Origin of the sequence: Streptomyces djakartensis (genome assembly GCF_014651075.1) — a bacterium.
GTDB classification, from domain to species: Bacteria; Actinomycetota; Actinomycetes; order Streptomycetales; family Streptomycetaceae; genus Streptomyces; species Streptomyces djakartensis.
The window spans coordinates 220,377-245,535 of sequence record NZ_BMWE01000003.1 but is presented as its reverse complement, the minus strand read 5'-3'; the positions used below and the strand labels follow the sequence as shown (position 1 = coordinate 245,535).

Sequence of the window (25,159 nt, the reverse complement as noted above, 5' to 3'; positions counted from 1 at the left end):
CCGGCGGAGCGGGGTGCCGCTGCGCCCACCCGTGCCGCCCTAAGCGGCACGATTGCCCGCAGCTAGGCGGAACCGGCCTTCTTGGGGGCGCGGGGAACTGCGCGACCGGCCACAGTCCACCCGCACACGCCCACCGGCGCTCAGTGGCCGTTCTGCGCCAGCCTCAGCAGGTGATCGGCCAGCGCCTGCCCCCCGTCCGGCTCCCGGCTGATCAACAGCAACGTGTCGTCACCGGCGATGGTCCCGAGGATGTCGTGCAGCTCGGCCTGGTCGATCGCCGAGGCCAGGAACTGCGCCGCCCCCGGAGGGGTCCGCAGGACCACGAGATTCGCCGAGGCCTCCGCCGAGATCAGCAGCTCCTGCGACAGCCGCCGCATCCGCTCCTCCTTCGCCGACCCGCCCAGCGGCGCCCGCGGCGTACGGAAACCGCCCTCGCTGGGCACGGCGTAGATCAGGTCGCCGTCGGCATTGCGGATCTTCACCGCGTTCAGCTCGTCCAGGTCCCGCGAGAGCGTCGCCTGCGTGACGCTCAGCCCGTCGTCGGCGAGCAGTTTCGCCAGCTGACTCTGCGACCGCACGGGCTGGCGGTTGAGGATGTCCACGATCCGGCGGTGGCGTGCGGTGCGGGTCTGCGGCACGGCGGGCCCGTTCGCCCCCGGCTGCTCGTGGTCCTGCGCCTGGCTCATCGTCGTCTCATTCCCCGGCTCGTCCGTCCCCGTAGGCTGTGTCGAGGACGCCGGGCAGGGCCCGGAGGAACGCGTCCACCTCGGCATCGGCGATGTTCAGCGGCGGCATGAGCCGTACGACATCGGGGGCGGGCGCGTTCACCAGGAGACCGGCGTCCTGAGCCGCCTGCTGCACCTGGGGCGCGAGCGGCTCGGTGAGCACGATACCCAGGAGCAGGCCCGCGCCCCGGACGAAATCGATCAATCGGTGGCCGAGGCCCTCGATCCCGTCCCGCAGCTTCTCGCTCTGCCGCTTGACGTTCTCCAGCAGCCCCTCGTTCTCGATGGTGTCGAGGACCGCGAGCCCGGCGGCGCAGGCGACGGGGTTGCCGCCGAACGTCGTGCCGTGGTGGCCGGGCCGGAGCAGCTCGGCGGCCCGCCCGAAGGCGACGGTCGCGCCGAGCGGCAGTCCGCCGCCGAGGCCCTTGGCGAGGGTGACGACATCGGGCAGCACACCCTCGTGGGCCTGGTACTCGAACCAGTGCCCGGTCCGGCCGACGCCGGTCTGCACCTCGTCGAGGACGAGCAGCGCCCCGGTCGCGGCGGTGATCGCGCGGGCGGCCTTGAGATAGCCGACGGGCGGTACCACGACCCCGTTCTCGCCCTGGACCGGCTCGATGACGACGAGGGCCGTCTCCTCCGTCACCGCGGCGGCCAGCGCCTGCGCGTCGCCGTACGGCACGTGCGTGACGTCGCCGGGCAGCGGCAGGAAGGGCTCCTGCTTGCCGGGCTGGCCGGTGAGCGCGAGGGCGCCCATGGTCCGGCCGTGGAAGCCGCCCCGGGTGGCGACCATGTGGGTCCGGCCGGTGAGCCGGCCGATCTTGAAGGCGCCCTCGTTCGCCTCGGCACCGGAGTTGCAGAAGTAGACCTTGCCGTCGCGGCCGAAGAGCCGCAGCAGCCGCTCGGCGAGCGCGACCGGCGGCTCGGCGACGAACAGGTTGGAGACATGGCCGAGGGAGGCGATCTGCCGGCTCACGGCCTCGACGATCGCCGGGTGGGCGTGGCCGAGCGCGTTGACCGCGATGCCGCCGACGAAGTCCAGATACTGGTTGCCGTCGGCGTCCCACAGCGTGGTGCCCTCGCCGCGGACGAGCGGGAGCCTCGGGGTGCCGTAGTTGTTCATGAGCGCGCCCTGCCACCGCGCGGTCAGTTCCTGGTTGCCCACGACGTTGCCCGCGGCCTGGTCCACGGCGTTGTTCACGATTCCCCCTGTTCGCCCGGTCCCCCGGGTTTCTCGTCGGGCACGACCATCGTGCCGATGCCCTCGTCGGTGAAGATCTCCAGCAGGATCGAGTGCTGGACCCGGCCGTCGATGACGCGGGCGGTGGTGACGCCGCCCCGTACGGCGTGCAGGCAGCCCTCCATCTTCGGCACCATGCCGGAGGACAGGTCCGGCAGCAGCCGCTCCAGCTCGGTGGCGGTGAGGCGGCTGATCACCTCGTCGCTGTTCGGCCAGTCCTCGTAGAGTCCCTCGACGTCCGTGAGAACCATGAGGGTCTCGGCGCCCAGTGCGGCAGCGAGTGCCGCAGCCGCCGTATCGGCATTGACGTTGTAGACATGTCCGTCGTCCTGGGAGCGGGCGATGGAGGAGACGACCGGGATGCGGCCGTCGGCGAGCAGGGCCTCGATCGCGCCCGTGTCGATCGCGGTGATCTCGCCCACCCGCCCGATGTCGACGAGCTCGCCGTCGATCTCGGGCTGGTGCCTGGTCGCGGAGATGGTGTGGGCGTCCTCGCCGGTGAGGCCGACGGCGAGCGGCCCGTGCTGGTTGAGCAGCCCGACCAGCTCGCGCTGCACCTGGCCGGCCAGCACCATCCGTACGACGTCCATGGCGTCCTCGGTGGTCACCCTCAGGCCCGCCTTGAACTCGCTGACGATGCCGTGCTGGTCGAGGGCGGCGCTGATCTGAGGGCCGCCGCCGTGCACCACGACGGGCTTGAGGCCGGCGTGGTGCAGGAACACCACGTCCTGGGCGAAGGCGGCCTTGAGGTCCTCGTCGACCATGGCGTTGCCGCCGAACTTGATGACGACGGTCTTGCCGTTGTGCCGGACCAGCCAGGGCAGCGCCTCGATGAGGATCTGGGCCTTGGGGAGGGCGGTGTGTTTCCGCGTCGGACTGCTCATGACGAATACGCGCTGTTCTCGTGGACGTAGTCGGCGGTCAGGTCGTTGGTCCAGATGGTCGCGGTCTCGGCGCCGGCGGCCAGGTCGGCGACGATGTGGACCTCGCGGAAGCGCATGTCGACCTTGTCGCGGTCCTCGCCGACTCCGCCGTTCTTGCAGACCCAGACGCCGTTGATGGCGACGTTCAGCCGGTCCGGCTCGAAGGCGGCGGCGGTGGTGCCGATGGCGGAGAGCACCCGGCCCCAGTTGGGGTCCTCGCCATGGATGGCGCACTTGAGGAGGTTGTTGCGGGCGATGGAGCGGCCCACCTCGACGGCGTCGTCCTCGGTCGCGGCGTTGATCACCTCGACCTTGATGTCCTTGCTGGCGCCCTCGGCGTCCCGGATGAGCTGCTGACCGAGGTCGTCGCAGACCTGCCGCACGGCCTCGGCGAACTCCTCGTACTGCGGGGTGACGCCGGCCGAGCCGGAGGCGAGCAGCAGCACGGTGTCGTTGGTGGACATGCAGCCGTCGGAGTCGACCCGGTCGAAGGTCGTCCGGGTGGCGGCCCGCAGCGCCTTGTCCAGGGCGTCGCTGTCCAGGTCGGCGTCGGTGGTGAGGACGACGAGCATGGTGGCGAGGCCGGGGGCGAGCATGCCCGCGCCCTTGGCCATGCCGCCGACGGTCCAGCCGTCCTTGGTCACGACGGACGTCTTGTGGACGGTGTCGGTGGTCTTGATGGCGATGGCGGCCTTCTCACCACCGTGCTCGCTCAGGGATCCGGCGGCCTTCTCGACGCCGGGGAGCAGTTTGTCCATGGGCAGGAGGACGCCGATCAGGCCGGTCGAGCAGACGGCGACCTCGATGGCGCCGACACCGAGCACGTCGGCGGCCTTCTCGGCGGTGGCGTGGGTGTCCTGGAAGCCCTTCGGGCCCGTACAGGCGTTGGCGCCGCCCGAGTTGAGGACCACGGCGGAGAGCCGGCCGTCCTTCAGCACCTGCTCGGACCACAGCACCGGGGCGGCCTTCACCCGGTTGGAGGTGAAGACGCCGGCAGCGGCGCGGCGGGGGCCCGTGTTGACCACGAGGGCCAGGTCGGGGTTGCCGTTCTCCTTGATCCCGGCGGCGATGCCCGCCGCCGTGAATCCCTTCGCTGCCGTCACACTCACGGCGCAACTCCGATCGTCGTCAGTCCGGTGGACTCGTCGAGCCCGAGGGCGATGTTCATGCTCTGCACGGCACCGCCCGCGGTGCCCTTGGTGAGGTTGTCGATGGCGCTGATCGCGATGATCCGTCCCGCGGCGGCGTCGTACGCGACCTGCACCTGAACGGCGTTCGAACCGTAGACGGACGCCGTGGCGGGCCACTGCCCCTCGGGCAGCAGGTGCACGAAGGGCTCGTCGGCGTAGGCCTTGTCGTAGGCGGCGCGCAGGGACTCGCCCGTGACGCCTTCCTGGGCGGCGGCGGTGCAGGTGGCGAGGATGCCGCGGGGCATCGGCGCGAGGGTGGGCGTGAAGGAGACGGAGACCGGATCCCCCGCCGCCGCACTGAGGTTCTGGGTGATCTCGGGGGTGTGCCGGTGGCCGCCGCCGACACCGTAGGGGGACATGGAGCCCATGACCTCGCTGCCCAGCAGGTGCGGCTTGGGTGCCTTGCCCGCGCCGGAGGTGCCGGACGCGGCGACGATCACGGCCTCGGGCCGGGCGAGACCGGCGGTGTAGGCCGGGTAGAGCGCCAGCGACACGGCCGTGGGGTAGCAACCGGGCACCGCGACGCGCTTGGACCCCTCCAGCGCGGCGCGGGCACCCGGCAGTTCGGGGAGGCCGTAGGGCCAGGTTCCGGCGTGCGGCGAGCCGTAGAACTTCTCCCAGGCGGCGGCGTCCGTGAGCCGGAAGTCGGCCCCCATGTCGATCACCAGCACGTCGGGGCCGAGTCGCTCGGCGACGGCGGCGGACTGCCCGTGCGGCAGAGCGAGGAAGACGACGTCGTGCCCGTCGAGGACCTCGGGGGTCGTCTCCTGGAGCACCCGGCCGGCCAGCGGCAGCAGATGCGGCTGCAGCGCGCCGAGCCGCTGTCCGGCGTTGGAGTTGCCGGTCAGGGCACCGATCTCGACCTCGGGGTGCGCCAGGAGCAGACGCAGCAGCTCCCCGCCCGCGTATCCACTCGCTCCGGCCACTGCCGCACGTACCGCCATGGAATCTCCTCCTTAGAGGGCATGACTATACGTTTCTCCGCAGGTTTATGCAATCGGCGGTGGCTCGTGAACACGCGCCGGGGCCGCTGACCGGCGGACAGCGGCCCCCGCGGGAATGGTGTTATCTCTGCTTGATCCTCAGGAACGTCACGGAGTTCGCCGGGAAGGTGTACGTGAACTTCCCGGCCACCCCGCGGAACGTGGACGTCACCGGCGCCACCGGCGTGTCCGTCTCGGTGTTCACCGCGTCCTGGCCGGCGGCCAGCGTGGTGACGCGGGCGGTGGAGGCGACCTTCGCGCCGCCCAGGTCGACGGCGGTCCGGGCCTGTGCGGACTGGGCGTTGACGACCTTGACGATCAGCTCACCGGTCTTCGCGTCCTCGGTGACGACCTGGCGGAAGGGCTCGGCCGGCTTGTCGTCGGTGAAGCCGCCCCACTCCTTGCCGTCCAGGAACAGCGTCACCTGGCGGCCACGCACCTTGATGTCGATGTCGTAGGCGCGGCCCGTCTCGATCGATCCGGCCTTCGTCATCAGTGTGCCCTTGCCGCCGTCCACGGCCTGCTCGATCGCGGACTGGGTGTTGTTCCAGCCACCCAGGTTCCACCAGTAGTAGTTGCCGGTATCCTTGACGCCGAAGGCGATCAGGAAGCCCTCCTTGCCGGACTTCTTGGTGGCCCTCACATGCAGGTCGTAGTCCTTCCAGGCCGGGTCGCCCGCCGTGACCATGGTGTTCTCGGCGGCGGTGTCGCTCTGCACGAACTGGCCGTCCTGGACGCTCCAGCTGCCCCGGCCGCTGGTGGTCCACTTCGAGGCGCCGGCGGAGAAGTCGTCGCTGAGCAGGGTCGAGCCGTCCGCGGAGGTGACCGACACGTCGTCGTACGCGGCGCTGGTCGCCCAGGTGGACAGGCCGACGGCGCCGGTGATGGGGCCGCTGACGTTCGGCGTGGTGGTGGCCGTCGACGGGACCACGCGGTCGCCGACGTTGGTCATGAACAGCTTCTGCACCTCGTAGTCGGCCGAGTTCCAGGAGGCACGGTTGTTGAACCAGATCATGTCTGGCCGCCACTGCACGTAGTCCTCGTTGGCGAGCAGCGGGGCGTACGAGGCGAGCTTGACGATGTCCGCGTTGCGTTCCAGACCGGTCATGTACGCGGCTTCGGCGAGGCCGTTCTTCCAGGCGTTGCCCTGCGAGGCGTACTCACCGAGGAAGACCTTCGGGCCTTCGCGGTCGTAGGAGTCGTAGCGGTCGTTGTTCTGGAGGAACCAGGTGGGGCTGTTGTAGTAGTGCTCGTCGACCATGTCGACCTTGCCCTCGCGGTTGAGCTGCCAGGCCGTGTCGAAGGTCGTTCCGGCGTCGTCCGGGCCGGAGTTGGAGATGACGGTGATGTCCGGGTACTCGGCCTCGATCGCGGCCCGGAACCGCTGGAAGCGGGCGAAGAACTCCCTCGGGAGGTTCTCCTCGTTGCCGACGCCGATGTGGGTCAGGCGGAAGGGCTTCGGGTGGCCCATGCGGGCGCGCACCTTGCCCCACTTCGACGTCGCCGGGCCATTGGCGAACTCGATGAGGTCGAGGGTGTCCTGGATGTGCCGCTCGAGCAGGGCGTCGTCGTCGGTGGCCTTGTTCTGGCCGCAGCCGGTGACCAGAGCCGGGACGACGGGCAGCGGCATGGCGCCGATGTCCTCGGAGAAGCGGAAGTACTCGTAGTAGCCGAGGCCGTAGCTCTGGTTGTAGCCCCAGAAGTTGGCGTTGGTGGCACGCTCCTCGACGGGCCCGACGGTGTCCTTCCACTGGTAGCTGCGCTTGCGCTGCCAGCCGCTCGCCTCGCTGTAGTCCGCCATGGAGCCGGTGTTGACCAGGCAGCCGCCGGGGAAGCGCACGAAGCCCGGCTTCAGGGCGGCGATCTTCTCGGCGAGGTCCTTGCGCAGGCCGTTCGGCTGGTTCTTGTAGGTGTCGCGCGGGAACAGCGACACCATGTCGAGCGCCGCGGCGTTCGTCGAGGCGACGGCGAGGCGGCCGCGGTTGCTGGTGCGGGTCGCGGTGAAGGTGGCCTTGTACTTCGCCCAGCCGCCCTTGACGGCGATCCGGCGGGCGGTCGCCAGGGTACCGGCGGCGTCCTTCAGGGAGACGGTGAGCGTGGTGCCGCTCGCGGCGCGGGCCCACACGGAGAAGTCGTACCGCTTGCCCTGCTCGACGCGGATGCCGGTGTTGTAGCCGGCGTTCGTGACGGACGAACCGGCGCCCAGGGAGAGGTAGTTGCGGTTGCGCTCGCCCAGCCGGCCCGAGTCGTTCACGACCTCGGCCGTGCCGCCGGCCGTCCAGGAGGTCAGGGGCGTGTAGGAGCCGTTGTCGGCGGTGGAGTACTCGAAGGACCGGTTCTGCACGAGCTCGGCGTACAGACCACCGTCGGCGGCCCGGTTGATGTCCTCGAAGAAGACGCCGTACATCGTGTCGTCGATCTTCGCGCCCCGGGCGGAGGAGTCGACGGTGATCGCGTAGTCGGTGACGTCCTCGGCGTGCGCGGGGGCCGGTACGAGGGCTGCCGCCGTCAGGAGGGCGGTGGCCGTGAGGCCGGCTCTCCATCGGGTGCGGACGGTGCGTGGCATGGATACTCCGCGGCTCTCTGGTAGAGGAGTGTTCGAAATATCAGACATTGATCAGCACTTCGAACGGCAACATAGGGAGGGAGATCAAGCGCGTCAATGGGTCGCGCGGCAACGGATGTGGCGGAGAGCGGGACGGTATGGGTGAGTTCTGGCCAGTGCCCGACGCCCTGGCGTATCTGGCCGGGCGGTGGAGGGTGACGCGGTCGGTGCGGGATCTCGCGAGCGGCATGGAGGGCGAGTTCACCGGAACCACTGTCTTCGAGGCCGAGGAGAGCGGCGGCCTGCTGCACTTCGAGTCCGGCACCTTCGTCTGGCAGGGCATCGCCCGGCCCGCGCAGCGGACCCTGCGGTTCCTGCCGGGTCCGGGCGGCACGGCCGACGTGCGGTTCGCGGACGGCCGACCGTTCCACGACCTCGACCTGCGGTCCGGCCGGCATGTCGCCCGCCATCCCTGCGCGGCGGACCTCTACCGCGGAGAGTTCACCGTTCTCGACGCCGGCCGCTGGCGGACGGTGTGGCGGGTCCGCGGCCCCGCGAAGGACCTCGTCCTGCGCACCGGCTACGCACGCGCGGGCTGAGCGGACGCACCGTCGAAGCGCAGGTTCCAGCGCCCCGCCCGGCCGGTCACGACGGTCGTCGACAGCGGGCGGACGTCGATGTTCCAGTACGTCGAGGGCGGCGCCTTCAGGGCGTACACCAGGGCGGCCCGGATCACCGACGGCTCGGCCACCGCCACCACCCGGCAGCCGTCCTCGACGGGCCGGGTGTCGAGCCAGCCGCCGACGCGGGTGATGAAGTCGACCAGCGACTCACCGCCGTGCGGAGTGGCCCGCGGGTCGGCGAGCCAGGTGTCCACGGCCGCCGGCTCCCGGGCCATCGCCTCACCCAGGGTCAGGCCGCGCCACCGGCCCATGTCGCAGTCCCGCAGACCGAGCTGGACGAGCGGCGCGTAGCCGAGCCCTTCTCCCGTCGCACGGCTGCGCGGAGTCGGCGAGCAGTACCGCAGTTCGGCGGCGGCGAGCGGGAGCAGCTCGTGGGCGGCGCGCTCCACCTCACCCCAGCCGGCCTGGTCCAGCGGCCGGTCGTCCTCGAAACGCTCGGCGAGCAGCGGGGAGCTGCGAGCGGCGGCGACGAACGTGACCCTCAGTGGCATGCGGGGATCGTGCGTCCCGCAAGTGCGCAGGTCAAGAGGTGTTGTCCGGAAGTTACCTAGGGTGTGCCCGCTCTCACTGCGCGAAGATGAGGGCCATCCACTGCTCGGGGTGCTCCAACTCGGCGAAGCCCAGCTTCTCGTAGACGCCGTGGGCGTCGTGCGTGGCGAGCAGGATCCGGCGCACGCCGTACGAACGAAGTTCGTCCCGCACGGCCGCCACGAGCGCCGAACCGACTCCCTTGCCGCGTACCGACCGGTCGACGTACACGTCACACAGCCAGCCGAAGGTCGCCCGGTCGGTGATGACCCGGGCGTACGCGACCTGCTCCCCCGACACCGCTTCGTACACGCCGAAGTTGAGCGAGCCCGCGATCGCCCCGTCCTGCTTCTCGCGGGGGCGGCCCAGCGCCCAGTACGCGTCGGTGGACAGCCAGTGGTGCACGCGCCCACGGTCGATGCGGCCAGGGTCGGTGGAGAGCTCGTACCCCTCGGGCAGGGGCTGGGTGTCGGTCATGGCGTGATGCTCGCAAACCTTCGGCCCGGGCGTCGAACGCTTATCCCAGCACCTCGTCGCAGGCGGTACGCAGCCGCCGCACACCCTCCGCGATCTCACCGGTCCCGGCGACCGCCGCGAAGCTCAGCCGGATGTGCGGGGCCGGCGGCTCGGCGCTGAAGTAGGGACGGCCGGGGGCGATCGCGACGCCCGCGCGCAGGGCCGCCGCCGTCAGGGCGGCCTCGTCCGTTCCGTCGGGCAGACGCGGCCACAGGTGGTAGCCGCCGGACGGGACGTGCGGCAGGGCGATTTCCGGCAGGTGCAGCGCGAGCGCGCCGGTCATGGCGTCGCGGCGCGCCTTCAACTCGGAGGCGACGGCCCGCAGATGCCGCGGCCATGCGGGAGAGCCGACGAGTTCGAGCGCTGCCTCCTGAAGGGGCCGCGGCACGAAGAAGGTGTCGACGACCTGGATGGCGCGCAGCCGCTCAAGGACCGGGCCGCGCGCGGCCAGGGCGCTCACCCGGAAGCTCGGCGAGGTCGCCTTGGTCAGCGAGCACACGTGGACGACGACGCCGTCCGGGTCGTCGGCGGCCAGCGGCCGGGGCAGGGGGCCCGCGTCCTCGTGCACCAGTCGCCGTACGAAGTCGTCCTCGACGACGAACGCGCCCGCCTCACGGGCGATGCGCAGCACCTCACGGCGCCGCTCGGGCGCGAGCACGGCACCGGTGGGGTTCTGGAAGAGTGGCTGACAGACGAAGGCCGGGGCCCCGCTGGCGCGGAACGCGTCGGCGAGCAGCGCCGGTTTCACGCCGTCCGCGTCCACCGGCACGGGCACCGGCCGCAGGCCCGCGGCACGGGCGATGGCGAGCATGCCGGGGTAGGTCGGCGACTCGACCAGCACGGGGGCGCCTGGCGGGGCGAGGGCACGCAGGGCGGTGGTGAGCGCGGACTGGCCGCCCGCGGTGATCAGCACCTCGGCCGCCGTGCAGGACCCGCCGATACCGCGCGCGAACCACTCGCGCAGTTCCGCGAGCCCCTCCATGGGCGGACGCCCCCAGGCTCCGGGGCGGCGTCCCGCACGGGACAGGGCGGCGGCCATCGCCCGCTCCGGCTGCAAGGACGAGTGCAGATAGCCGCCGTTGAACTCGATGACGCCGGGCGGCGGGGCGGCCAGCGAGACCAGCACGCCGGAGGCGTCCACCGAGCGCGGCACGAGCTCGGCGGCGCTCTCGGCGCTGAGGGCGACCTCCTGCCAGGACGTGTCGCCCGCCGGGGCCGGTGCCGTCCGGGCCGGTGCGCGGAAGGCGCCCGCGCCGGGCCGGGTGACCACCAGTCCCTCGGCGGCGAGCTGGGCGAGGGCGCGCGACACGGTCACCGGGCTCACCCGGAACCGGTCGACGAGGGCCCGACTCGACGGCAGCTTTCCACCAGGTGAGTAGCGGTCCAGCTCCCGCCGCAGTCGTTCCGCCATTTCACCGACGCTGCTACGCTCTTGCATGAGAGCAGAGAGTAGCGCTACCGCCGCACCGCGGATAGCAGTCACCAGTGAGCGGGACCGCCCCGGCCTCGGCGCCCTCCAGGCCGCCCTCGGCGTCGTCGCCTTCTCCCTCACCTTCCCCGCCACCGCTTGGGGGCTCGAGGGATTCGGGCCCTGGTCGCTCGTCGCGGCACGCAGCGTCCTGGCCGCGGTGATCGCGGGCGCCGCGCTGACGGCGGTGAGGGCGCGGCTGCCCGCCCGCCGCCACTGGCCGGGGCTCGCCGTCGTCGCGGCCGGTGTGGTGCTCGGCTTCCCCCTGCTGACGACGCTGGCGCTGCAGACGTCGACCACCGCGCACGCAGCCGTCGTGGTCGGACTGCTCCCGCTGACCACCGCGCTCATCTCCGCCCTGCGCGTGGGCAGCCGCCCCTCGCGCACCTTCTGGGCGGCGGCCCTCGCGGGCGCGGCGGCGGTGCTGGCTTTCACCGCGCAGCAGAGCGGCGGCGCCCTGACCACGGCCGACCTGTACCTCTTCGCGGCACTGCTGGTGTGCGCCGCCGGCTACACCGAGGGCGGCCGGCTGGCCCGGGTCATGCCGGGCTGGCAGGTCATCGGCTGGGCGCTGGTGCTGTGCCTGCCGCTCACCGTGCCCGTCGCGGCCCTGGCGCTGGCGCATGAGCCCGTGCGGCTCACCGCGCACAGCGTGACCGGGCTGCTGTGGGTCGCGGCGGGCTCACAGTTCCTCGGACTCGTCGTCTGGTACCGGGGCATGGCGGCCATCGGCATTCCCAAGGCCAGCCAGTTGCAGCTGGCCCAGCCGCTGCTCACACTGGTGTGGTCGGTGCTGCTGCTGGGCGAACACCTGACGGTGGCCGCACCGCTGACGGCCGCGGCGGTGCTGGTCTGCATCGCCGTCACACAGCGGGCGCGCGGCTGAGCGGGGCGGCACACCCCCTGCCAACCCGGGCCCCCCGCCGTAGACTCGTGGCCACGGACCGCTGCTCCGCACCCCGTGAGGAGGCCCCAGATGCGCGCAACCGTGGGCGACCAGCTTGTCCAGCACGGCAGGGTGGTCGGTCAGCACGACAAGGTCGGCGAGATCGTCGAAGTGCTCGGCCAGGAAGGCACTCCCCCGTACCGCGTCCGGTTCGAGGACGGGCACGAGGGCATCTGCTCGCCGGGGCCCGACACCGAGATCCGGCACCGGGAGACCACCACCGGGCCGTGACCACCGTGACTCAGCGCGGGGCAGGCGCCGGCTGCCCGTAGTGGTCGGCGACCACCCGCGCCATCGCCCCGATCCGATCGACCGCCATGTCCTTGGCGGCGAAGAAGACGTGCCCGCGCACCTGCGCGTGCTCCTTCGCCAGTGTCAGGTGCCGGGACAACTCGGCCGGGTCCTGCCAGGCGGCCGGCTGCGCCGGGTCACCGGCCTTGTACAGCGCCTCCCCCACGTAGAGCCGCGTCGAACTGCCACGCGCGGCGTCCGCCCACCAGCGCACGAGTTTCTCGTAGTCGGCGGCGGCGAAACCGATGTTCCAGTACAGCTGCGGGACGATGTAGTCGATCCAGCTCTCCCGCACCCACTTGCGGGTGTCCGCGTGCAGGTCGTCGTACGTCTGGACGCCCGCCCGGGTGTCCGAGCCGAGCGGGTCGGTGGCGGCGTTGCGCCACACGCCGAACGGGCTGATGCCGAAGGCGGCGCCGGGCCGGACCCGCTTGACGCGGTCCGCCGTCTCCCGCACCAGCCGGTCGATGTTGTCCCGCCGCCACGCCGCCCGGCCGGGAAAGCCGGCGCCGTGCTCCTCGTAGGCCGTGTCGTCGTCGAAGGTCTGGCCCGCCACCGGGTACGGGTAGAAGTAGTCGTCGAAGTGGACCCCGTCGACGGGGTACCTGGCCACCGCGTCGAGCATCGCGTCCTGAACGAAGGCACGGACCTCGGGCAGCCCGGGGTTGTAGTAGAGCTTCCCGCCGTAGGTGACCACCCAGTGCGGGTTCCTGCGGGCGGGGTGCCCGGCGGCGAGCCGGGCCGGATCGGCGTGCACGGCGACCCGGTACGGGTTGAACCAGGCGTGCAGCTTCAGGCCCCGGGCGTGCGCCTCCTCGACCGCGGTGCCCAGCGGGTCCCAGCCGGGGTCCTTGCCCTGGGTTCCGGTGAGGTACTGCGACCACGGCTCGTACGGCGAGGGCCACAGGGCATCCGCCGTCGGCCGGACCTGGAGGATCACGGTGTCGAGCCGGTTGCGGACCGCCCTGTCGAGGTGGGTGATCAGCTCGGCGCGCTGCTGGGCGGCGGTCAGTCCCGGCTTCGACGGCCAGTCGCGGCCCGCCACGGTCGCCAGCCACACCCCCCGCATCCCGGTGGTCGCGCCGCCGCCCCCCTTGCCGTCCGGCTTCGGCGCGGCCGACGCCGGAGGCATCATGGTGAAGGCCGACAGCGCCGCCACCGCGAACGCCCTGCGTGACACTCGTCCCATCCGCATGCCCCAAAAGCCGCGGATCCGCCGGTCGCGGATCCCTCCGGGGTCAGCATGCCCGGAGCGGGCCCGCCCCCACCCGATCGATCATCGATACTTGGGAGTAACGTGCACGATCGGAGCAGGCACCGGAACCCGGCGCACCTGCCCAGAAGTGGATCAGCAGCGAAAGGGACGATGTGACGGACATCCCAGCGGGAGACATTGCACGCGTCGGAGTCGTGGGCTGCGGTCAGATGGGCGCGGGGATCGCCGAGGTCTGTGCCCGCGCCGGCCTGAACGTCATGGTCGCCGAGACCACCGGCGAGGCGCTGGAGATCGGCCGGACCCGGCTGTTCAGCTCTCTGGCCAAGGCGGCGGAGCGGGGCAAGATCACCGAGGAGGAGCACGAGGCCACCCAGTCCCGGCTCAGCTTCACCACGGACCTCGGCGAGTTCGCCGACCGTGACCTGGTGATCGAGGCCGTCGTCGAGAACGAGCAGGTCAAGACGGAGATCTTCCAGGTGCTCGACCAGGTCGTGACCCGGCCGGACGCCATCCTGGCCTCCAACACCTCCTCCATCCCCCTGGTGAAGCTGGCGGTGGCGACCTCACGGCCCGACCAGGTCATCGGCATCCACTTCTTCAACCCGGCGCCGGTGCAGAACCTCGTCGAGCTGATCCCGGCGCTCACCACCTCCGAGGGCACCCTCAGCCGCGCCCAGCTGTTCACCGAGAAGGTGCTGGGCAAGCACGCGATCCGCGCCCAGGACCGCTCCGGCTTCGTGGTGAACGCGCTGCTGATCCCCTACCTGCTCTCCGCGATCCGCATGTTCGAGACCGGCATCGCGAGCCGCGAGGACATCGACAACGGCATGGAGATGGGGTGCGCCCACCCGATGGGCCCCCTGAAGCTCTCCGACCTCATCGGCCTGGACACGGTCGCCTCGGTCGCCCAGTCGATGTACGAGGAGTACAAGGAGCCTCTGTACGCCGCTCCCCCGCTGCTCCAGCGCATGGTCGACGCCGGCCGGCTGGGCCGCAAGACGGGGTCGGGCTTCTACGCCTACTGAGCCCGGGGCCACCTCTCAACGCCGCCGCTCCTCCGGCCACGGCCGGACCCGGCGGCGTCCCCATTCCTGCGCCTGTTCGCTGAGGCGGTTGCGGAGCCAGCCCATCCACAGGGCGAGCGGAGTGGCCACGAGAGCCAGCAGCAGCGCCGTGCCCCACCCGGTGCCACCGGAGGAGAACCGGATCATCAAGACCGCCACCGCGTACAGTGCCAGCGCGTACGCCGCGGTCTTCTGCCACTTCGTCATGGCGTCCCGGGTACCCCCGGCGGCCGGTTACGGACGGTCAGATTTCGGCCAACCAGCGGGCCCGGCACCGGTTCTGGTGCCGGGTCCGCGGCATTCACACACCGTGTGCGCGCCGGGCTCGCATATGCCCGTCGCACACTCTCCCCAGGTGCCCACCAGGCGAGTTGACTCCACTGCGCACACCAGGGATGTGAAACGACTACGGAAAGGAGCGGACTTGTGACCGCCGATCCCGAGCATCCCGTCGTCCATGGAGAACTCGCAGAGTTACGACGCCGCCTCGATGTGGCGTACGCCCGCGTCGAGGGCGGGCTGGCTCTGCTCAGCCATCGCACCGAGGAGACCGCCAAGGAGATCGAGGAGCTCAACACCCGGATCCACACGCTCGAACACGCGCGCTGGCCGCTGCCCGCGGTCGCCGCCCTCACCGCCGTGGGTGCCCTCGTCGTGGCGATCTGGCAGGCACTCGGACGCTAGGGGTGTCAGGGCAACGTGTCCTGTCCCAGCCTGAGATGGTGCAGCAGAAGTAACGCGGCCGCCATGTTGGCGGCCGGGACCTCCCCGCGGGCGACCAAGTCGGGGACGAGCTTGAGGGGAACCCATTCCCTGCGGTCCGACTCGAAGTCGTCCACGGGGTGCCCGACGTACTCGCCCGCGTCGGCCCAGTACACGTGGTGCCGGGCGTCGGTGAGCCCGTTGGACGGCTCCACGCTCATCAGGTGGCGCAAGGGTCCCGGCCGCCAGCCGGTCTCCTCCTCCAGTTCCCTGGCGGCCGCGCGGGCGACGTCCTCGCCGTCCTCGACGACGCCCGCCGCGAGTTCCCACCCCCAGCTGTCCGTGATGAAGCGGTGCCGCCAGAGCAGCAGCACCTCGTTGGCCTCGTTCACCACCGTGGCCACGGCGACGGGCCGCAGCCGGATGAGGAAGTGGTCGAGGTGCCGGCCGTCCGGCAGTTCGACATCCGCGAGATTGACGCTGAACCAGCGGTTTGAGTACACACGTTGTTCGTTGTGTTTCGTCCACTGCACGGTTCTGCCACCTTCCATCGAGTGAGTGGCAATATCGCAGCAGGGACGTGCTGACAGCAGGCGCACAGGAAGCGGCTGGGGGTCAGGCGGGCGCCGCCGCCCGGGATCTACAACGGTACGCGCAGTGCCCCGTCGATGAGTTCGGCGGCCTCGCCCGTGCCCGCGCACCCACTGCGCACCAGGTGCTCGCGCACCGCCCGCAGCCGGTCGCGCAACCGCTGGGACTCCATGCCGCGGGCCTGCTCGGCCATCTGCACGGCGATGACCACCGCCTTGTCGGCGTTGCCCTGCCGCAGTTCGATGGTGCTCAGCATGGCCAGCCGGTGCACCCGGCCGCGGTCGTGCGCCGGGTTGCCGACGGCGGCAGTGGCATGCTCCCCGGCGGCCGCGACCTCCCCGAGACTGAGCAACGCCTCCGCCACCTGGACGTTGACGAGCCCGGGCTGGACATAACCGGTCTCGTCGGGCTCGTGGCCGCGCCGGATGCGCTCGGCGGCCTGCTCGGCCCGCCCGATGCACGCCAGGGCGCTGGTGCCGTCGCCGAGGTGCGCGTACGCCTTGGCCTGCATCGCGTACAGGTCGGAGGCGAGCGCCGGGGTGATGTGCTTGCCGGCGGCCCGCAGAGCGGCCTCCGCGAAGGCGACGGCCTGCCGGTACTCCCGCATGAACAGCGACTGGTTGACGAGCAGCGCGATCACATAGGCGCCCAGTCCGCGGTCCCCGCTGGCCTTCGCGAGCCGCAGCGCCTGGTGGAAGTAGCGCTGGGCGAGGCCGTGCGCGTCGGAGTCGTAGGCGCAGATCCCGGCGACGGCCACCAACCCGCCGGTGGCGCGGTGCAGCTGACGGCCCGTCTCGTCGGTGTAGCTGCCGCGCAGCAGCGGAGCGGCCTCGGCGTTGAGGAACCCGACGATCCGGGCACGTGTCGCGATGCCCCCGGCCTTGCGGTACATCTGCTCGTAGTGCGTACGGGCGGCGCGCAGCATCTCCAGTTCGCCCGGGGTGACCCGGTGTCTGCCGCCTCGGGAGACGTCGACGTCCTCGGGCGGGTTCTCCCACTCCCACACCGGCATCACGGCGGGCGTGCCGGTGAGCGCGGGCGCGCCGAGGATGTGCGGGCGCTGCTGCTGGTCCGAGCGCCACAGGGCGGTGGCCCGCTCGACGAACCCGGACAGCGAACCGGTGTGCGGGGCGGACGGCTCGCCGGGCACACCGAGGCCGATGTCGTCGAGGGTGACCTGCCGGCCGAGCCGTGCGGCGAGCACCTCGCAGATCAGGTCGGGCACCTGGCCGCGGGGACGCTGCCCCTTCAACCACCGTGCGACGGCGGTGTGTTCGTACCTCAGGGACAGGCCACGGGCCCGTCCCGCCTGGTTGACGTGCGCGGCCAGCCCCGCGTGCGAGATCCCGGCCTCGTCCAGGATCGCGTCGAGCAGAGTGTTGGGCTGCATGTGGGCCCCCCGGTGGCTCGGTGCGCACAGATTAGTGGCTGCGCCTTCACACGGGGTGTGAACGGAGTGCTCGAATCCGTGCTGTGTGCGCGCTGTCGCTCAGAGTTGCCGGCCGGTTGACTGAAAGACCTCGCAAGAGGCCGGCCGGGCCGCCGGCTCCCCCTCGTACAGTGCGGCGGCTCGCACCCGCCGTCCGCCCAGCTGCCTGCCCGACACTCCGTGGCGGGGCGGACGGCCCCGCCGGCCCGTCTCCGTCGCGTCATCGGCGCGTTTCCGGCCGCTGGTGCCCCGTGGCTTGTCGCGCAGTTCCCCGCGCCCCCGAGGGACGCGCACGCACCGGCCCGTACCACGCAAAACCGGACCGGCCCAAGAGACCGGTCCGATTCGGCCCCTTTTCAGGGGCGCGGGGAACTGCGCGACAAGCCACCACAGCCCGGCGGCCGACGGCGACGCGCAGCTCCACGCCGCTAACTCCGCAGGACGGCCCCCACGCGCTCACCCGCGAGCGCTACCGCCGCGTCCCGGGCCGCGGAAGCCTCATCCACGGTCAGGGTCCGGTCAGCCGCCCGGAACCGCAACGCGTACGCCAGCGACTTGCGGCCCTCGCCCAACTGCTCGACGTTCTCGTACACATCGAACAGCCGGATCGACTCCAGCAGTTCCCCGGCCCCGTCCCGCAGCGCCTTCTCGACCTCCGCCGCCGGAACGACCGCGTCGACGACCAGGGCGACATCCTGCGTGGCGACGGGGAACGTGGAGATGCCCGGAGCCTTCACGGTCGCGTCGCCGGCCGACGCCACCGCGTCCAGGTCGATCTCCATCGCACAGGTGCGCTCCGGAAGCCGCAGCGCCTTCACGACCCGCGGATGCAGTTCACCCGCGTGTCCCACGACCCGCTCCGCGCCGTCCACGGTGATCGCCAGCTCGGCGCACCGCCCCGGGTGCCACGGCCCGTACTGCCCGTTGCGGATGACCAGTTCGGCACCGGCCTCACGGGCGACCACCCGCGCCGCCTCGACCGCGTCGGCCCAGTCGGCCGGCCGGCCCTTGCCCCACCAGCCGGCCTGCTCGCGGGCGCCGGCGAGCACGATGGCCGCGTGGCGCGGCTGGTCGGGGAGCGCCGCGTCCAGGTCGGCGATCTGCTCGTCGGTGGGCCGTCGGTCCACGGGCAGCCGGACGGCGATCCGCTGTTCCTCGCGCGGATGGAAGACCAGCCCGGTCTCGAACAGCGCGAGGTCGTGGCTGCCGCGGCCGTCGTTGCGGCGCAGCGCGGCGAGCAGCCCCGGCAGCAGCGAGGTGCGCAGCGCGGGCTCCTCGTCACTGAGCGGGTTGGTCAGCCTCACCACGCGGCGGGCGGGGTCGTCGGAGTCGAGTCCGAGCTGGTCGAAGACCTGCTCGCTGACGAACGGGTAGTTCGGCGCCTCGACGTAGCCGGCTCCGGCCAGGGCGCGGCCGATCCGCCGGTGCAGCCGCTGCCGGTGGGTCAGGCCGCGTCCGGCGGGGGGCCTCGGCAGCGTGGACGGCAGGTTCTCGTAGCCCTCGAGCCGGATGACCTCTTCGGCGAGGTCGTTCGGGTCGGTGAGGTCGGGCCGCCAGGACGGCACGGTGACGATCAGCTCGTCCTGCCCGTACACGTCGCAGCCGATCTCCTGGAGCCGCCGTACGACGGTCTCGCGGCCGTAGACGACGCCGGCGACCTTGTCCGGGTGGTCGGCGGGGATGGTGATGGTGCGCGGCGCGGTCGGCGCGATGACCTCGGTGACGCCGGCCTCGGCGGTACCGCCCGCGAGCAGCACCAGCAGGTCCACCGTGCGCTGGGCGGCGGCAGCGGCGGCCTCGGGGTCGACGCCGCGCTCGAAGCGGCGGGACGCCTCGGAGGACAGCTTGTGGCGGCGGGCCGTGCGGGCGATCGACGTGGCGTCGAAGTGCGCCGCCTCGATGACGACGTCAGCCGTGGCGTTCTCGGCGTCGTCGTGGTCGGCGATCTCCGTGTCGGCGCCGCCCATGACGCCCGCCAGCCCGATGGGGCCCCGGTCGTCCGTGATCACCAGGTCCTCGGCGTCCAGCGTGCGCTCGACGCCGTCGAGGGTGGTGAGCCTCTCGCCCGGCTCGGCCCGGCGCACGCCGATGGTGCCCTGGACCAGGCCGCGGTCGTAGGCGTGCAGCGGCTGGCCGAGCTCCATCATCACGTAGTTGGTGACGTCGACGGCGAGCGAGATCGGGCGCATGCCGACCTTCTGCAGGCGGCGCTGGAGCCAGATCGGGGAGCGGGCCTCGGCGCTCAGGCCGGTCACGGTGCGGGCGGTGAAGCGGTCGCAGCCGGTGGGGTCCGAGATCCGCACCGGGTAGCCGTGGGCGTTCGGGGCGGGCACGTCGATCAGGGCCGGGTCGCGCAGCGGCAGGCCGTAGGCGGTGGCGGTCTCGCGGGCGACGCCGCGGATCGACAGGCAGTAGCCGCGGTCGGGCGTGACGGCGATGTCGAGGACCTCGTCGACCAGCTCCAGCAGCTCGACGGCGTCCCTGCCGACCTCGGTCTCCGGGGGCAGCACGATGATGCCCTTGGTGCCGTCGTCGCCCATGTTCAGCTCGTCGCTGGAGCAGATCATGCCGCGGGACATCCGGCCGTACGTCTTGCGCTCGGCGATCTCGAAGTCACCGGGCAGGACGGCGCCCGGCAGGGCCACCACGACCTTGTCACCGACGGCGAAGTTGCGGGCGCCGCAGATGATCTCCTGGGGCTCGCCGGTGCCGTTGGCCTGGCCGACGTCGACGGTGCAGAAGCGGATCGGCTTCTTGAACTCCGTCAGCTCCTCGATCGTCGCCACCTGGCCCACGACCAAGGGGCCCTTGAGGTCGGCGCCCAGGTGCTCGACGGTCTCGACCTCGAGGCCTGCCGAAATGAGTTTGGCCTGGACGTCGCGCCCGGTCTCCGTCGCCGGCAGCTCGACGTACTCCCGCAGCCAAGAAAGCGGGACCCGCATCAGATCTCCATCCCGAACGGCCGGGTGAACCGGACGTCACCCTCGACCATGTCTCGCATGTCCTCGACGTTGTGGCGGAACATCAGCATCCGCTCGATGCCGAACCCGAAGGCGAAGCCGCTGTACTTCTCGGGGTCGACGCCGCAGGCGGTGAGCACCCGCGGGTTGACCATGCCGCAGCCGCCGAGCTCGATCCAGCCCTCGGAGGAGCAGGTGCGGCAGGAGCGGTCGGGGTTGCCGACGGACTCGCCCTTGCACACGTAGCAGAGCATGTCCATCTCGGCACTCGGCTCGGTGAAGGGGAAGAAGTTCGGCCGCAGCCGGGTCTTCATGCCCTCGCCGAACAGCGACTGCACCATGTGGTCCAGGGTGCCCTTGAGGTCCGCCATGGTGAGGCCCTCGTCGACCGCGAGGAGCTCGACCTGGTGGAAGACGGGGGTGTGGGTGGCGTCCAGCTCATCGGTGCGGTACACGCGGCCGGGGCAGATGACGTAGACCGGCAGCTCGCGGTCGAGCAGGGAGCGGATCTGCACGGGCGAGGTGTGGGTACGCAGCACTACGCCGGACTCGGTGCCGCCCTCGGGACCCTGGACGAAGAAGGTGTCGTGTTCACCACGCGCCGGGTGGTCCGGGCCGATGTTGAGGGCGTCGAAGTTGAACCACTCCGCCTCGACCTGCGGGCCCTCGGCGACCTCGTAGCCCATGGCCACGAAGATGTCCTCGATGCGCTCGGACAGTGTGGTCAGCGGATGACGGGCGCCCGCCGCCAGTCGGTCGTGGGGCAGCGTGACGTCCACCGCCTCCTCGACCAGCACGCGCGCGTCCCGTTCGGCCTCCAGCTCGCTCTGGCGGGCCGCGAGGCCCTTGTTCACGGCGCCGCGGGCCTGGCCGACGCGCTTGCCGGCGTCCGCCTTGGCGTGCGGGGGCAGGGCGCCGATCTCGCGGTTGGCGAGGGCCAGCGGGGAGGCGGGGCCGGTGTGGGCGACCTTGGCCTCGTGGAGCGCGTCGAGGGAGTCCGCGGCGGCGAAGGCGGCGAGCGCCTCGTCCCGCATGCGCTCGATCTCTTCCGGTTTCAGTGCCTCGACCTCGACAGGGTCGTACGACTTATTGGGTGCCGACATCTCTTCCCGTGCTTCCGGTTGGCTGGCTGGAACGCCCCGTCTACGGTCCGCAGACGCTTCGGCTGCGGAACTGGACGCAAAGGTGCCAATGGCCGAGTCTAACGGGGCGGAGGTGTGCGAATGCGCCCGCGGGCCGCTCAGGTCAGGTAGGCCGGAGCGCTCACGGGCAACGTAAATCGGAACTCGGCGCCGGCACCGGGGGCGCGGCCGACGGTGATGGTGCCGCCGTGGGCCTCGACGATGCCCTTGACGATGTAGAGCCCGAGGCCCGTGCCGCCGCGCTTGCTGCCCCGCCAGAAGCGGGTGAAGACGCGGTTCATGGACTCCTCCGGGATGCCGGGCCCCTCGTCGCTCACCGTGACCGACGTACCGGTGTCCTCGCCCTCCCGGGGAGACGCCGTGGCCGTGATGTCGATCGTGACAGTTCCCTCGCCGTGCCGCACGGCATTTTCCAGGAGGTTGCTTAGCACCTGGTCGATCTTGTCGGGGTCGGCCCACAGGTCGGGCAGCGGCTGCTGGACGCGGAGCAGGAACCGGTCTGCGGGCTGTCCGGCGGCGACGTAGGCCTGGATGTGCCGTCCCACGGCGGCGCCCATGTCGACGGGCTGGCGGCGCACCTCCAGGCGGCCGGAGTCGATGCGGGAGATGTCGAGCAGCTCGGCGATGAGCCGGGTGACCCGGTCGGCGTCGGCGTCGACGGTCTCCAGCATCAGCCGTTTCTGGTCGTCGGTGAACCGTTCCCACTTCGCGAGCAGTGTGGCGGTGAAGCCCTTGACCGAGGTCAGCGGGGAGCGCAGCTCGTGGGCGACGGTGGCGATCAGCTCGGCATGGCTGCGCTCGGTGCGTCGGCGGGCCTCGGTGTCGCGCAGGGTGACGACCAGGCGCCGGACGGGTCCGGTGGGCCGGGTGCGGACGTAGCGCGCGGAGACCAGCACCTCGCGGCCGCCGGGCAGGAGCAGGTTGCGCTCGGGCTGTCCGACGCGGATGGCGAGCCCGCCGTAGGGGTCGGTCAGCTGCCACCAGCGCCGGCCCTCCAGGTCTTCTAACGGCAGGGCCTTCTCCAGGCGCTGCCCGAGGACGTCCCGGGCGCGGGCGCCGGTGATGCGCCCGGCGGCGGTGTTGAAGCAGATGACGCGGCCCTGCTCGTCGGCGACGACGAGCCCGTCGGGCAGCTGGTCGGGGTCGATGCCGAGGTCGGCGTGATCACCGCTGGGCCGGGACGCGGCGGGCGGGTTCCCGGCGTCCTGGGCTCCCGGTGCGCTGCTCGTGCCGGCAGTCATCCCCGTACCCCACCTCCAAGGCTCGCAGAGGGGTCCCTGAGCTGGTCACCTTACTAGTTCCCGGTGACGGAGCGGCACCCTCCGGCGGCGCGCTGTGCACGCGCCGACGCATAGAGACATACGGCGGCGGCGGTGGCGAGGTTCAGGCTCTCGGCCTTCCCGTGGATCGGAACACGTACGACGGCGTCGGTGAGGGCGCGGGTCTCCTCCGGCAGGCCCCAGGCCTCGTTGCCGAAGACCCAGGCGGTCGGGCCGCCCATGGTGCCCTTGTCGAGCTCGTCGTCGAGGTCGCGGTCTCCGGCACCGTCGGCGGCGAGGATCCGGACACCGGCGTCCCGCAGCCCCTCGACCGCCTGCTCGACGGGGACGCCGACCGCCACGGGCAGGTGGAACAGGGAGCCGACCGAGGCGCGGACGGCCTTCGGGTTGTACACGTCGACGGAGGCGTCGGTCAGCACCACGGCCTCGGCACCGGCGGCGTCGGCGCAGCGCAGCACGGTCCCGGCGTTGCCGGGGTCGCGGACGTTGGCCAGCAGGGCGACGAGCCGGGGGCGTGCCTCCAGGACCTGGTCGAAGGGCGTGTCCAGGAACCGGCAGACGCCGACGAGGCCCTGCGGGGTGACGGTGGTGGAGATGTCGGCGATGACCTGCTCGGAGGCGAGGTGCAGCCGGGCGCCGGCGTCCCGGGCGGCCCCCACGATGTCGGCGTACCGCTCGGCGGCCTCCAGCGTCGCGAACAGCTCCACGAGCGTGGGCGCGCCACCGGCCCGGTGCCCGGCCGCCTCCCTTACGGCCTGCGGCCCCTCCGCGAGGAACAGCCGCTCCTTCCCCCGGAAGTTCCGCTTGGCGAGCCGCCGCGCCGCCGAGACACGGGAGGACCGGGGGGAGATGAGCTCGGGGGTGGGCATGCGATTCACCTTGTCAGTAACTCGGACACAGCAGGACCCGCAGGCGTTTCCACCTGCGGGTCCTTCAGTCACTTCGGCTCAGAGCCGGCGTCAGGCCGCCTTGGGGGCGTTGACGTCGCTCGGCAGCGCCTTCTGGGCGACCTCGACGAGCGCGGCGAAGGCGCCGGCGTCGTTGACGGCCAGCTCGGCCAGGATCTTGCGGTCGACCTCGACGTTCGCGGCCTTCAGACCCTGGATGAAGCGGTTGTAGGTCATGCCGTTGGCGCGGGCAGCGGCGTTGATGCGCTGGATCCACAGCTGGCGGAAGTCACCCTTGCGCTTCTTGCGGTCGTTGTAGTTGTAGACCAGCGAGTGGGTGACCTGCTCCTTGGCCTTGCGGTACAGGCGCGAACGCTGACCGCGGTAGCCGGAGGCCTGCTCGAGGATCGCCCGGCGCTTCTTGTGGGCGTTGACTGCCCGCTTGACGCGTGCCACTTCTTAACTCCTTGTAGGGGGGCCGCGGTGGTCCTCACACGGCCCGAAATCGATTGGGTCCCGGTCCTGACGTGCGGCGCTCACGCGCCCGGCGTCACTTGCCGAGAAGCTTCTTGATCTTCTTGGCGTCGCCCGGGGCCATCTCGGCGTTGCCGGTGAGGCGACGCGTCACACGGGACGACTTGTGCTCGAGCAGGTGGCGCTTGCCGGCACGCTCACGGAGCACCTTGCCGGAGCCGGTGACCTTGAAGCGCTTGCTGGACCCGCTGTGCGACTTGTTCTTCGGCATAGCGCCGTTCTCTCCTCGTCGGTGGCGCTCCGGTGCCCGGTCGCGAAAACCGGGCACGGTGGAGCGTCGTCTTGTTTCGATTGCTTCCTGGGACTCGCGTCCCCAGGGGTCACGCCTCGGCGGGCTCCTCAGCCGGCGCCTCGACGTCCGCGTCCGCGGCGTTCTGCGAGCGGCCGGGGTTGGCCTTCGCTTCCGCCTTGCGGGCCTCCTGCGCCTGGCGAGCCTCGGCCATCGCCTCGGTCTTCTTCTTGTGCGGACCGAGGACCATGATCATGTTCCGGCCGTCCTGCTTCGGGTTCGACTCGACGAAACCGAGGTCCTGGACGTCCTCCGCGAGACGCTGCAGCAGTCGGTAGCCCAGCTCGGGCCGGGACTGCTCGCGACCACGGAACATGATCGTGATCTTGACCTTGTCGCCCTGCTTGAGGAACCGGACGACGTGACCCTTCTTGGTGTCATAGTCGTGCGGGTCGATCTTCGGCCGGAGCTTCATCTCCTTGATGACCGTGTGCGCCTGGTTCTTGCGCGCCTCACGGGCCTTCATGGCCGACTCGTACTTGAACTTCCCGTAGTCCATGAGCTTGCACACGGGCGGACGGGCGTTCGCCGCGACCTCGACCAGGTCCAGGTCGTACTCCTGCGCAAGCTCCAGTGCCTTGGCCAGCGGGACGATGCCCACCTGCTCGCCACTGGGACCGACAAGTCGCACCTCGGGAACGCGAATCCGGTCGTTGATGCGGGGCTCGGCGCTGATGGATCCTCCTCGGTAGCACCACGCGACGGTCTGGCGGACGGCCGCGTAACGTCTCTTTTCGATAGACCTAACCGCGCCGAAGCAAGAAAAATGCCCCGGACGATTCCCAGGCGGGGCTCCTCGAACTACCGGAGCACCGCCGCGGGGAAACCGCGGGGCGCGCTTTCGGACGGATCACCGCCGCTGGGACGGGCCGTCTGACCGGTGACCCGCCGCCCTGGGGGTGGCCGGGTGGGAGTTCGAAAGCCTCCACTTGTGGGCCGGACTCGCGGGCCGCGAGGCATGCATGTCCAGCCGGTCGTTACATGAGGTTACCAGCAATGGCCAGCAACGGCTAATTGCGGCGCCCCG

The 25,159-nt window shown here is 71.4% G+C and carries 25 protein-coding genes; 5 read left to right on the top strand and 20 right to left on the bottom strand.

The annotated features are described in order from the left end of the window. Positions 1–140: 140 nt before the first annotated feature. The 6 genes from IE212_RS06960 to IE212_RS06935 all read right to left on the bottom strand — a co-directional run bounded on the left by IE212_RS06960 (position 141) and on the right by IE212_RS06935 (position 7,627). Positions 141–686, bottom strand: coding sequence for an arginine repressor (locus IE212_RS06960; protein WP_190196820.1), 546 nt, complete (start codon positions 684–686; stop codon positions 141–143). Positions 687–693: 7 nt separating this feature from the next. Further along, positions 694–1,890 carry an acetylornithine transaminase gene (locus IE212_RS06955; protein WP_190196996.1) on the bottom strand — a complete coding sequence of 399 codons (1,197 nt, stop codon included), beginning with the start codon at positions 1,888–1,890 and terminating at the stop codon, positions 694–696. Between the two features lie 32 nt (positions 1,891–1,922). Beyond that, positions 1,923–2,849, bottom strand: a complete 927-nt coding sequence (argB, locus tag IE212_RS06950; protein ID WP_190196819.1) for an acetylglutamate kinase — start codon at positions 2,847–2,849, stop codon at positions 1,923–1,925. After that, positions 2,846–3,997: a bifunctional glutamate N-acetyltransferase/amino-acid acetyltransferase ArgJ gene (argJ, locus tag IE212_RS06945; RefSeq protein ID WP_190196818.1), complete on the bottom strand. Its 1,152-nt coding sequence runs from the start codon at positions 3,995–3,997 to the stop codon at positions 2,846–2,848. Before argJ ends, argB begins: the two co-directional genes overlap by 4 nt. Continuing rightward, the gene (argC, locus tag IE212_RS06940; RefSeq protein WP_190196817.1) at positions 3,994–5,022 is read right to left on the bottom strand and encodes an N-acetyl-gamma-glutamyl-phosphate reductase; all 1,029 of its coding nucleotides are present in this window, start codon (positions 5,020–5,022) and stop codon (positions 3,994–3,996) included. The genes argJ and argC overlap by 4 nt, the downstream gene beginning before the upstream one ends. Positions 5,023–5,143: 121 nt before the next feature. Continuing rightward, positions 5,144–7,627 (bottom strand): alpha-L-arabinofuranosidase family protein, encoded by a 2,484-nt coding sequence (locus IE212_RS06935; RefSeq protein ID WP_190196816.1) that lies wholly within the window; start codon positions 7,625–7,627, stop codon positions 5,144–5,146. 137 nt (positions 7,628–7,764) lie between these two features. Between IE212_RS06935 and IE212_RS06930 the strand changes: the two genes are divergently transcribed. After that, positions 7,765–8,205 (top strand): DUF6314 family protein, encoded by a 441-nt coding sequence (locus IE212_RS06930; RefSeq protein WP_190196815.1) that lies wholly within the window; start codon positions 7,765–7,767, stop codon positions 8,203–8,205. Here the strand turns inward: IE212_RS06930 and IE212_RS06925 are convergent. From IE212_RS06925 to IE212_RS06915, 3 genes are all read right to left on the bottom strand, one after another. Continuing rightward, positions 8,187–8,780 carry a histidine phosphatase family protein gene (locus tag IE212_RS06925; RefSeq protein ID WP_190196814.1) on the bottom strand — a complete coding sequence of 198 codons (594 nt, stop codon included), beginning with the start codon at positions 8,778–8,780 and terminating at the stop codon, positions 8,187–8,189. The genes IE212_RS06930 and IE212_RS06925 overlap by 19 nt on opposite strands. 73 nt (positions 8,781–8,853) lie before the next feature. Next, entirely contained in the window at positions 8,854–9,294 is a 441-nt protein-coding gene (locus IE212_RS06920; RefSeq protein WP_190196813.1) for a GNAT family N-acetyltransferase, read from the bottom strand. 40 nt (positions 9,295–9,334) lie between these two features. Further along, positions 9,335–10,771: an aminotransferase-like domain-containing protein gene (locus IE212_RS06915; protein WP_190196812.1), complete on the bottom strand. Its 1,437-nt coding sequence runs from the start codon at positions 10,769–10,771 to the stop codon at positions 9,335–9,337. On the opposite strand from IE212_RS06915, the gene IE212_RS06910 reads away from it, so the two are divergent. Further along, entirely contained in the window at positions 10,770–11,687 is a 918-nt protein-coding gene (locus tag IE212_RS06910) for a DMT family transporter (RefSeq protein WP_190196811.1), read from the top strand. The two genes, IE212_RS06915 and IE212_RS06910, sit on opposite strands and share 2 nt — an antisense overlap. A 90-nt stretch (positions 11,688–11,777) precedes the next feature. Next, entirely contained in the window at positions 11,778–11,978 is a 201-nt protein-coding gene (locus tag IE212_RS06905; RefSeq protein ID WP_030243868.1) for a DUF1918 domain-containing protein, read from the top strand. Between the two features lie 10 nt (positions 11,979–11,988). Here the strand turns inward: IE212_RS06905 and IE212_RS06900 are convergent, their stop codons facing one another. Continuing rightward, entirely contained in the window at positions 11,989–13,227 is a 1,239-nt protein-coding gene (locus tag IE212_RS06900; RefSeq protein WP_190196810.1) for a glycoside hydrolase family 10-like protein, read from the bottom strand. 179 nt (positions 13,228–13,406) lie between these two features. Between IE212_RS06900 and IE212_RS06895 the strand changes: the two genes are divergently transcribed. After that, positions 13,407–14,279, top strand: a complete 873-nt coding sequence (locus IE212_RS06895; RefSeq protein WP_190196809.1) for a 3-hydroxybutyryl-CoA dehydrogenase — start codon at positions 13,407–13,409, stop codon at positions 14,277–14,279. 15 nt (positions 14,280–14,294) lie between these two features. Here IE212_RS06895 and IE212_RS06890 read toward each other — a convergent pair whose 3' ends face one another. After that, the gene (locus IE212_RS06890) at positions 14,295–14,525 is read right to left on the bottom strand and encodes a hypothetical protein (RefSeq protein ID WP_190196808.1); all 231 of its coding nucleotides are present in this window, start codon (positions 14,523–14,525) and stop codon (positions 14,295–14,297) included. A 219-nt stretch (positions 14,526–14,744) separates the two neighbouring features. On the opposite strand from IE212_RS06890, the gene IE212_RS06885 reads away from it, so the two are divergent. Beyond that, positions 14,745–15,002, top strand: coding sequence for a hypothetical protein (locus IE212_RS06885; RefSeq protein ID WP_037760511.1), 258 nt, complete (start codon positions 14,745–14,747; stop codon positions 15,000–15,002). A 5-nt stretch (positions 15,003–15,007) separates the two neighbouring features. Here IE212_RS06885 and IE212_RS06880 read toward each other — a convergent pair whose 3' ends face one another. The 9 genes from IE212_RS06880 to infC all read right to left on the bottom strand — a co-directional run bounded on the left by IE212_RS06880 (position 15,008) and on the right by infC (position 24,808). Beyond that, a complete protein-coding gene (locus tag IE212_RS06880; protein ID WP_190196807.1) occupies positions 15,008–15,553 on the bottom strand; it encodes an NUDIX hydrolase in 546 nt (181 codons plus the stop codon). Positions 15,554–15,660: 107 nt separating this feature from the next. Beyond that, positions 15,661–17,001, bottom strand: a complete 1,341-nt coding sequence (locus tag IE212_RS06875) for an NsdA family TPR-like regulatory protein (RefSeq protein ID WP_190196806.1) — start codon at positions 16,999–17,001, stop codon at positions 15,661–15,663. Between the two features lie 467 nt (positions 17,002–17,468). Then, the gene (pheT, locus tag IE212_RS06870) at positions 17,469–19,982 is read right to left on the bottom strand and encodes a phenylalanine--tRNA ligase subunit beta (protein ID WP_190196805.1); all 2,514 of its coding nucleotides are present in this window, start codon (positions 19,980–19,982) and stop codon (positions 17,469–17,471) included. Then, complete coding sequence (gene pheS, locus IE212_RS06865) at positions 19,982–21,103, bottom strand: phenylalanine--tRNA ligase subunit alpha (RefSeq protein ID WP_190196804.1); 1,122 nt, start codon at positions 21,101–21,103, stop codon at positions 19,982–19,984. Before pheS ends, pheT begins: the two co-directional genes overlap by 1 nt. Positions 21,104–21,240: 137 nt before the next feature. Next, positions 21,241–22,383 (bottom strand): sensor histidine kinase, encoded by a 1,143-nt coding sequence (locus tag IE212_RS06860; protein WP_190196803.1) that lies wholly within the window; start codon positions 22,381–22,383, stop codon positions 21,241–21,243. A gap of 53 nt (positions 22,384–22,436) precedes the next feature. Further along, positions 22,437–23,291 (bottom strand): TrmH family RNA methyltransferase, encoded by an 855-nt coding sequence (locus IE212_RS06855; RefSeq protein WP_190196802.1) that lies wholly within the window; start codon positions 23,289–23,291, stop codon positions 22,437–22,439. A gap of 90 nt (positions 23,292–23,381) precedes the next feature. Then, a complete protein-coding gene (rplT, locus tag IE212_RS06850; RefSeq protein WP_003989074.1) occupies positions 23,382–23,765 on the bottom strand; it encodes a 50S ribosomal protein L20 in 384 nt (127 codons plus the stop codon). Positions 23,766–23,859: 94 nt separating this feature from the next. Beyond that, positions 23,860–24,054, bottom strand: coding sequence for a 50S ribosomal protein L35 (gene rpmI / locus IE212_RS06845; RefSeq protein ID WP_003989075.1), 195 nt, complete (start codon positions 24,052–24,054; stop codon positions 23,860–23,862). Positions 24,055–24,163: 109 nt separating this feature from the next. Beyond that, positions 24,164–24,808, bottom strand: a complete 645-nt coding sequence (gene infC, locus IE212_RS06840; RefSeq protein ID WP_229864124.1) for a translation initiation factor IF-3 — start codon at positions 24,806–24,808, stop codon at positions 24,164–24,166. Positions 24,809–25,159 lie beyond the last annotated feature (351 nt).